Below are 7,583 nucleotides of genomic sequence, written 5' to 3'. Positions count from 1 at the left end.
TGCTATTCCGCCGCCTGCATGGCGCGGTTTTGGCCGGCAGCGAATGGTGCCGCACCCTGCCGGCGCAGCCGCGCGGCGCGCTTGCGATACCAGATCACCACGCCGGTGACCGACAGCGCGGCGGCGACCAACCCCATCACCGAGATCAGGATGCGCCCGGGCAGGCCGAGGATGCGGCCGGAATGCAGCGGGAACTGCGCCTGCACGAAGATGTCGGCTGCCGTGCCGCTCCACGGCACGCGGTCGCCGACCAGCGCACCGGTGGCGCCATCGTAATACAGCCGCGCCGGCCCGACGCCGGCCGCGCCATGCTCCTCGCCCGGGGCGAAGAAGCGCGGGCCGTAGATGCCATAGCGTGGCGCATAGGCGATTGCGCCGACCGGCGCGGCCCAGCCGCGCCGCGCGCCTTCGGCCGCCGCCAGCGCAACGACCTGCTCACGCGTGACCCGCGGCTCGACCGGATCGTTGCGCGACCGCCGCACGCGCTGCTCGAACGGCGTCGGCGTCAGCTGCGACACCACGCTCATCGCCGGCAGGAAGACCTCGCGATAAAACGCCAGCGAAAAGCCGGTGAAAGCCAGCGTGAACAGCAAAATCCAGGTCCACAGGCCAAAGGCGCGGTGGATGTCGAAGGTGATGCGATAGGCGCTGCCCGTGGTCTTGATCAGCCAGGCCGGCCGCCAGCGCGCCCACCAGCCCTTGGCCAGCTGCCGTTCCACCTGCGGCGCGCGGCTGGAGCGTTTCCCGCGCCGCGCCGGCAGGGTCAGGTAGAAACCGATGAAGCAGTCGATGGTCCAGATTATCGCGATGCCGCCGAGGAACCACAGGCCCCAGCGGTCGGTGCCCCACATCTCAGGGATATGCAGGCTGTAATGCAGCTTGTAGAGGAACGAAACCAGCGTCTCGCGCGTCACCGGCCAGGCCTGGCCCCAGAGCCGCCGGCCCAGCTCGTCCCCGCTGGCCGGATCGAGGAAAACCTGGCTGTAGCCGGGCCGGTAGACCTGCCCGGTGGCCGGGTCGATGCGCGGGGCGACAAAAACCGACAGCGATTCGCCCGGCGCGGCGGCCAGCGGCACATAGGTGACGAAGACGCGTGGATCGCGCGCCTCGACCAGGCGGGCCAGCTCGAGACCGGATTTAGCCGGGCCGGTACTGCGGGCCTGGGAGAGCTGCGGGTTCAGCCAGGCATCCAGCTCGTGGTCCCAGGAGATCACCGCGCCGGTGATCCCGGTGAGGAAAATGAACGCCGCGATGGCGAGGCCGAACCAGCGGTGGATGACGGTAAAAACGGCGCGCATGGATGACCCCGGCAGTCTGAATGCGCGGAGATTACATGAAAATGAGAACTAATATCAATTACTGCGCCGCCGGGCGCCCTGTTTTGCCGCCTGAATGGGTTTTGCCGCCTGAATGGGGTCCCGGCTCGCACGCCACGAAAAGCGGCGCTTCGCCGAAATGACGCTCAAGTTCAGTTACCGTCACCCCAGGCCTGACCAGGGGCCCATTTTGGCGTCACTTCCCCGCCGTCTTGGTCTTTTCCCGGATCAGCGCGTCGATCAGCGCCAGCGCATCGGGGGAATCCCAGGCCGCCTCGCCGACCAGGCGGCCGACCTCGCGGCCTTCGCGGTCGATCAGGATGGTGGTGGGCAGGCCGATGGCGCCCCAGGCGCGGCCCGATTTCATGCTGACATCCACATAGGGCGCGATGCGGCTGGCGCCGATCTCGGCCAGGAACTTCTCCACCTTGGCACGGCCGCCGCGATCCTGCGCCACGGCCACCACCTCGAAATCCTTAGACCCGCGCTGGGCCTGCAGGCGATCGAGCGCCGGCATCTCCTCGCGGCAGGGCACGCACCAGGTGGCCCAGAGATTGAGCAGCACGACCTTGCCACGCTGCGCCGACAGCGTGGTCGGCAGGCCGGCGGGGTCGTGGAATTCGGCCGGCGCGACTGGCTTCCGCTCGGCCGAGAGGCTAAGTTTGCGCATCTCGCCGTCGCGGGGCAGATCGGCGGCCAGGGCCGGCACAGCCAAGGCAACCGACGCCAGCACGGCCATCATCGCAACCCGTTTCATCAGCACCATCACCAGATCCTTCATGTCGGCACGCAAAACATCAGATAAGTCGAAGCCCCGCTCTAAACAAGCCGGCTCCAACAGCATGTGGGGCGGGCGTTTCGCCGCAGGGCCGGCGGCGATCATGACCGAAATCAACGCCTCGATCCGCTTCGACCAGCGCCTCTATCGCCAGGATATCCGCGGCTCGATGGCGCATTGCCGCATGCTGGTGCGCCAGGGCCTGATCTCGCCCGCCGAAGGCAAAAAAATCCAGGCCGGGCTACAGACAATTCTGCGTGAGATCGAGGCCGGCAGGTTCAAGATCGACCTGAAGCTGGAAGACATCCACATGCATGTGGAGGCGCGGCTGGCCGAGCTGATCGGCAAGCCGGCCGGCCGCCTGCATACCGCACGCTCGCGCAACGACCAGGTGGCGACCGATTTCCGCCTCTGGGTGCGCGATGCCATCGACCGCATCGATGCCGGGCTGCTGGACCTGCAGAAGACCCTGCTGCGCCGCGCCGAGGAATATGCCGCCACCGTGATGCCGGGCTTCACGCATCTGCAGGCGGCCCAGCCGGTGACCTTCGGCCACCATCTGATGGCCTATGTGGAGATGGTGGGCCGCGACCGGTCGCGCCTGAACGATGCGCGCGCGCGGCTGAATGAAAGCCCGCTGGGCGCGGCCGCCTTGGCCGGCACGTCTTTGCCGATCGACCGGACCAGCACGGCGATGGAGCTGGGCTTCGACCGGCCGATGGCCAATTCGCTGGATGCCGTGGCCGACCGCGACTACGCGCTGGAATTCCTCTCGATTGCTTCGATCTGCGCCGTGCATCTCTCAAGGCTGGCGGAGGAAATCGTCATCTGGACGTCGGCGCAGTTCCGCTTCATCACGCTGTCGGATGCCTTTACCACCGGCTCGTCGATCATGCCGCAGAAGCGCAACCCCGATGCCGCCGAGCTGGTGCGCGGCAAGGTGGGACGCATCATCGGCAGCCTGAATGCCCTGCTGATCACCATGAAGGGCCTGCCGATGACCTATGGCAAGGACATGCAGGAGGACAAGGAGCCGACGTTTGACGCCGTCGACAGCCTGGAGCTCTGCATCGCCGCCACGGCGGGCATGGTTGCCGACCTGAAGGCCAATTCAGCCCGCATGCAGGAGGCGGCCGGCGAGGGTTACACCACCGCCACGGATCTCGCCGACTGGTGCGTGCGCAAAATCGACATGCCGTTCCGCCAGGCCCATCACGTGGCCGGCAGCCTGGTGAAGCTGGCCGAGAGCCAGGACAAGCCGCTGGAGGCGTTGACGCTGAAGGAGATGCAAAGCGTAGAGCCGCGCATCAGCAAGGACATCTTCGCCGTGCTGGGCGTGCAGAATTCGGTGAAAAGCCGCGTCTCCTATGGCGGCACCGCGCCGGCCAACGTGGCGAAGCAGATCGCGCGCTGGCGCAAGCTGCTTGCGAAAGAGAAAGGCAAAGCCGATGCGCGCTAAAGCCCTTCTCCTGCTGCTGATCCTCGTGGCCGGCGGCCTGTCTGCCTGCGGCCGCAAGGACCTGCCGGATTATCCGCCCGACGCCGTCGAGCGGCCCGGCACCATCGACCGCAACAACCGCAACACGCCCCGCTATTATTGAGTTTTCCATGACAGGTCTGCCCTGGTTCGACTATCGCGACGGCGTGCTGCATGCCGAAGGCGTCAACCTCAATGCCATCGCCGCGGCCGTCGGCACGCCGGCCTATGTCTATTCGAGCCAGGCGCTGACCGCGCAGTATCGCAGCCTGGCCGATGCCTTCGCCGGCATCGACTGCCTGATCGCCTATGCGATGAAGGCGAATTCCAATCTCTCCGTGCTGCGCCATTTCGGCAGCCTGGGCGCCGGCGCCGACGTGGTGTCGGGCGGCGAGTTGCAGCTGGCCATGAAGGCCGGCATTCCGCCGGGCAAGATCATCTTCGCCGGCGTGGGCAAGACGCGCGAAGAAATGACGCTGGGGCTGAAAGCCGGCAATACCGGCATCGCGCAGTTCAACGTGGAATCGGAAGCCGAATTGCAGGTGCTGTCCGAGGTCGCCAGCGGCCTGGGCGTGAAGGCGCCGGTGGCGATCCGCATCAATCCCGACGTGGATGCCAAGACGCACAAGAAGATCACCACCGGCAAGGCCGAGAACAAGTTCGGCATTTCCTATCGCCGCGCGCTGGAAGTCTATGCGCTGGCGGCCAGCCTGCCGGGCATCGAGGTGGTGGGCGTGCATGTGCATATCGGCAGCCAGCTCACCGACCTGGCGCCCTATGAGGACACCTTCATCCGCCTGGCCGAGCTGGTCACCGCGTTGCGCGCGGCGGGCCACAATATCCGCCGCGTCGACCTGGGCGGCGGCTTAGGCATCCGCTACGACGACGAGACGGCGCCCGATCCGCAGCTTTATGCCGCGATGGTGCGCCGGCATATCCTGCCGCTGGGCATCGCCGTGGCGCTGGAGCCCGGGCGCTTCCTGGTCGGCAATGCCGGCCTGCTGCTGACCCGCGTGGAATATGTGAAACAGGCCGATGAAAAGACCTTCCTGATCCTCGATTCCGGCATGAACGACCTGATCCGGCCGGCCATGTACGAGGCCTTCCACCGCATCGTGCCGGTGAAAGCCCCGGAAAACGGCGCTGAACTGGCGCCTGTCGATATCGTCGGCCCGATCTGCGAAACCGGCGACACCTTCGCGGAAGGGCGCCCGATGCCCCCGGTTGTCGCAGGGGATTTACTCGCCATCCTCTCGGCCGGTGCGTATAGTTCGGCCATGGCCTCCACCTACAACGCGCGGCCGCTGGCCCCGGAGGTGCTGGTCCATGGCGACAGGTTTGCCATCGTGCGGCGTCGCCCTAGCATCGATGAGATGACGGCTTTGGAGACGATGCCGGGATGGTTCAGCGAGGCGCAGGGATAACACCCACCACGGAGACGGCCCCGGTCGATGACCGGGTTGCCGGCCGCGTCTCCGATTCCGGCGCCAGTCTTTCGCCTGTTCTGGCGCCCGTTCTGGAGCGCCGGCTGGCCCTCGCCCGCGCCGCGCTGTTCTGGGAAAGCTTCTGGCCCGGCCTGATGCCGGCGGGCGGCGTGATCGCCGTTTTCCTCATCCTCGCCGGCTTCGATGTCTGGCGCTTCACCCCGGTCTGGCTGCACTGGCTGGCGCTGGCCGGTTTTGCCGGCGGCATCATTGCCGCGCTGTGGCAGGGCCTGCGGCATCTGCGCTGGCCCGACCGCGCCGCCGCCATGCGCCGGCTGGAACGCGTCAACCTGCTCGACCATCGCCCGCTGGAAGCCGCCGCCGATACGCTGGCCGCCGAACAGCAGGACCCGATTGCCCAGGCCTTGTGGGCGCTGCATCGCCGCCGCGCGCTGGAAAAACTGGCCGCCGTGCGCGTCGGCACGCCCGAGGCCGGCTGGTGGCGCCGCGACAGCTGGGGCCTGCGCGCGGCGCTTGGCCTGCTGCTGATCGTGGCCTGGGCCAGCCCGGGCGAGGACCGCGCCCAGCGCCTGGCCGACACGCTCAAGCCCGGCACGGCTTTGCCGGCCGGCACCACGTTTGCGCTGGACGCCTGGATCACGCCGCCGGCTTATACGGGCCGCGCGCCGCTGTTCCTGAGTCGCGACGGCAAGCCGGTGCAGACGGCGGCCATGCCCGGCGGGCAACCGGCAGATGCCGGCAGCGATGCACCGCCCGCCCTCGCCGTGCCGACCGGCAGCCTGCTGAAACTGCGCCTGGCGGCGCCGCCATCGGGCTTCAGCCTGCGCTTCGGCGCGCAGGACCAGGCGCTGCAGGCCATCGACGAGCGCAACGGCGAGATCGACCTGGCGCTGGATCTGACCCAGGGCAGCGATCCGGTGCTGGTGCTGCACCGGCGCGACAAGGTTTTCGCCAGCTGGCCCCTGCGCATGATGCCCGACCTGCCGCCCATCGTGGCCTTCGCGGGCGAGCCCAAGGCGGCCAAGCGCGGCGAGTTGGACATCGCCTTCGAGGGCGAGGACGATTACGGCATCCACAGCCTGCGCATCGAGATGCGCCGCGACGGCGCCGAGCAGCCGCAGAGCGTGGACTGGCCGGCGCCGCCGGCCGGCGGCGGCGCGGTGAATGCCACGCAGGGTTTCGATTTCACCGCGCATCCCTGGGCCGGCCTGCAGGTGAGCATGACGCTGGTGGCGACCGACGCGCTGGGCCAGGTGGGGCGCAGCGCGGCCGTGGTGGTGACGTTGCCGGCGCGGCGTTTCCTGCATCCGGTGGCCAAAGCCATCGTCGAGCAGCGCCGCGAGCTGGCGCTGAAGCCCGCAGCATGGTCGCGCGTGGTGACCGCGTTGCAGGGCCTGAGCCTGGCGCCGGAACGCTATCGCGACGACGTCACCGCGCATCTGGGCCTGCGCATGTCGGCCGCGCGCCTGCGCCTGAACCGCGGCGTGGAATCGGTGGCCGCCGTGCAGGACCTGCTGTGGCAGACCGCGTTGCATATCGAGGATGGCCGCGCCAGCCAGGCCGACCGCGATTTCCAGGCCCTGATGGACCGGCTGCAGGATGCCATCGACCGCAACGCGGATGACGAGGAAATCCAGAAACTGATGCAGGAGCTGCAGCAGGCGATGGACCGCATGCTGGAGCAGATGCTGCAGGATGCGCTGGACCGCCTGGCGCGCGGCGAGCAGCCCGAGGAACTGGGCGAGGACGACGAGGCGATGTCCGGCGAGGACCTGCAGGACATGATGGACCAGGCCCAGGACATGGCGCGCATGGGCGACCGCGACCAGGCCCGCGACATGCTGCAGCAGATGCAGCGCATGCTGGAGGCGATGAAGAACGGCCGGCTGGCCATCGCGCCCCAGGGCCGCCAGGGCAAGGGACAGCGCGGCCAGCGTGGCCAGGGCCAGGCCGGCCAGATGATGCAGGAATTCGGCGACATGATGCGCCAGCAGCAGCAGTTGCTGGATCGCAGTTTCCGCCGCAGCCAGCAATATGGCCGCAACAATCAGCCGGGGAACCAACCGGGCGGGCGGCAGCCGGGCGGCGAAAACGAGGCCGATGCGCGGCAGCAGGAAGAGCTGCGCCGCAAGCTGGGCGAGATGATGGGCCGGCTGGCCGAACGCGGCGTGCCGCTGCCCGACCAGCTTGGCCGCGCCGACCGTTCGATGCGGGACGCGCGCGAATCCTTACGCCGCGGCGAACCCGGCGAGGCGATGCAGGGCCAGACCGATGCGCTGGACCAGCTGCGCCAGGGCCTGAACCAGATGCAGCAGGCGCAGCGCGGCAATCCCGACGGCCAGGCGCCCTCGGCCGATGCGCGGCAGAACCAGCGCAACCAGGTGCGCGACCCACTCGGCCGCAACACCACCGGCTACGAGAATGCCGGCGAGGCCACCGCGGTGCCCGACCTGGCGCCGGTGGAACGCGCGCGCCGCATCCTGGAAGAGCTGCAGCGCCGCGCCGGCAACCGCGAACGCAGCCCGGCCGAGCTGGATTACCTCGAACGCCTGCTGCGGCGGTTCTGA

At 68.4% G+C, this 7,583-nt stretch carries 6 protein-coding genes; 4 read left to right on the top strand and 2 right to left on the bottom strand.

Annotation, left to right across the window (positions count from 1 at the left end; genetic code table 11):
• Positions 1-2: 2 nt before the first annotated feature.
• Both Q1J79_RS13070 and Q1J79_RS13065 read right to left on the bottom strand, forming a co-directional pair.
• Complete coding sequence (locus Q1J79_RS13070) at positions 3-1,298, bottom strand: PepSY domain-containing protein (RefSeq protein WP_300301048.1); 1,296 nt, start codon at positions 1,296-1,298, stop codon at positions 3-5.
• A 214-nt stretch (positions 1,299-1,512) separates the two neighbouring features.
• A complete protein-coding gene (locus Q1J79_RS13065; RefSeq protein WP_300301046.1) occupies positions 1,513-2,097 on the bottom strand; it encodes a TlpA disulfide reductase family protein in 585 nt (194 codons plus the stop codon).
• Between Q1J79_RS13065 and argH the strand changes: the two genes are divergently transcribed.
• From argH to Q1J79_RS13045, 4 genes are read left to right on the top strand one after another with little or no spacing between them, the layout of a single operon-like run.
• On the top strand, positions 2,096-3,553 hold the full coding sequence (gene argH, locus Q1J79_RS13060; RefSeq protein WP_300301045.1) for an argininosuccinate lyase: 1,458 nt from the start codon (positions 2,096-2,098) through the stop codon (positions 3,551-3,553). The genes Q1J79_RS13065 and argH overlap by 2 nt on opposite strands.
• The gene (locus Q1J79_RS13055; RefSeq protein ID WP_300301044.1) at positions 3,543-3,695 is read left to right on the top strand and encodes a hypothetical protein; all 153 of its coding nucleotides are present in this window, start codon (positions 3,543-3,545) and stop codon (positions 3,693-3,695) included. Before argH ends, Q1J79_RS13055 begins: the two co-directional genes overlap by 11 nt.
• Positions 3,696-3,711: 16 nt before the next feature.
• Complete coding sequence (gene lysA, locus Q1J79_RS13050) at positions 3,712-4,995, top strand: diaminopimelate decarboxylase (protein ID WP_300301052.1); 1,284 nt, start codon at positions 3,712-3,714, stop codon at positions 4,993-4,995.
• Positions 4,971-7,583 carry a TIGR02302 family protein gene (locus tag Q1J79_RS13045; protein WP_300301043.1) on the top strand — a complete coding sequence of 871 codons (2,613 nt, stop codon included), beginning with the start codon at positions 4,971-4,973 and terminating at the stop codon, positions 7,581-7,583. The genes lysA and Q1J79_RS13045 overlap by 25 nt, the downstream gene beginning before the upstream one ends.

Source organism: Ferrovibrio sp. (assembly GCF_029255545.1).
Taxonomy (GTDB): domain Bacteria; phylum Pseudomonadota; class Alphaproteobacteria; order Ferrovibrionales; family Ferrovibrionaceae; genus Ferrovibrio.
This window is presented reverse-complemented; position numbering and strand designations above follow the sequence as displayed.

Excerpts from the sequence above, each read along its gene's own strand:
- Q1J79_RS13070 (WP_300301048.1), bottom strand. The coding sequence starts at position 1,298 with ATGCGCGCCGTTTTTACCGTCATCCACCGCTGGTTCGGCCTCGCCATC.
- argH (WP_300301045.1), top strand. The coding sequence starts at position 2,096 with ATGTCGGCACGCAAAACATCAGATAAGTCGAAGCCCCGCTCTAAACAA.
- Q1J79_RS13065 (WP_300301046.1), bottom strand. The coding sequence starts at position 2,097 with ATGAAGGATCTGGTGATGGTGCTGATGAAACGGGTTGCGATGATGGCC.
- Q1J79_RS13055 (WP_300301044.1), top strand. The coding sequence starts at position 3,543 with ATGCGCGCTAAAGCCCTTCTCCTGCTGCTGATCCTCGTGGCCGGCGGC.
- Q1J79_RS13045 (WP_300301043.1), top strand. The coding sequence starts at position 4,971 with ATGGTTCAGCGAGGCGCAGGGATAACACCCACCACGGAGACGGCCCCG.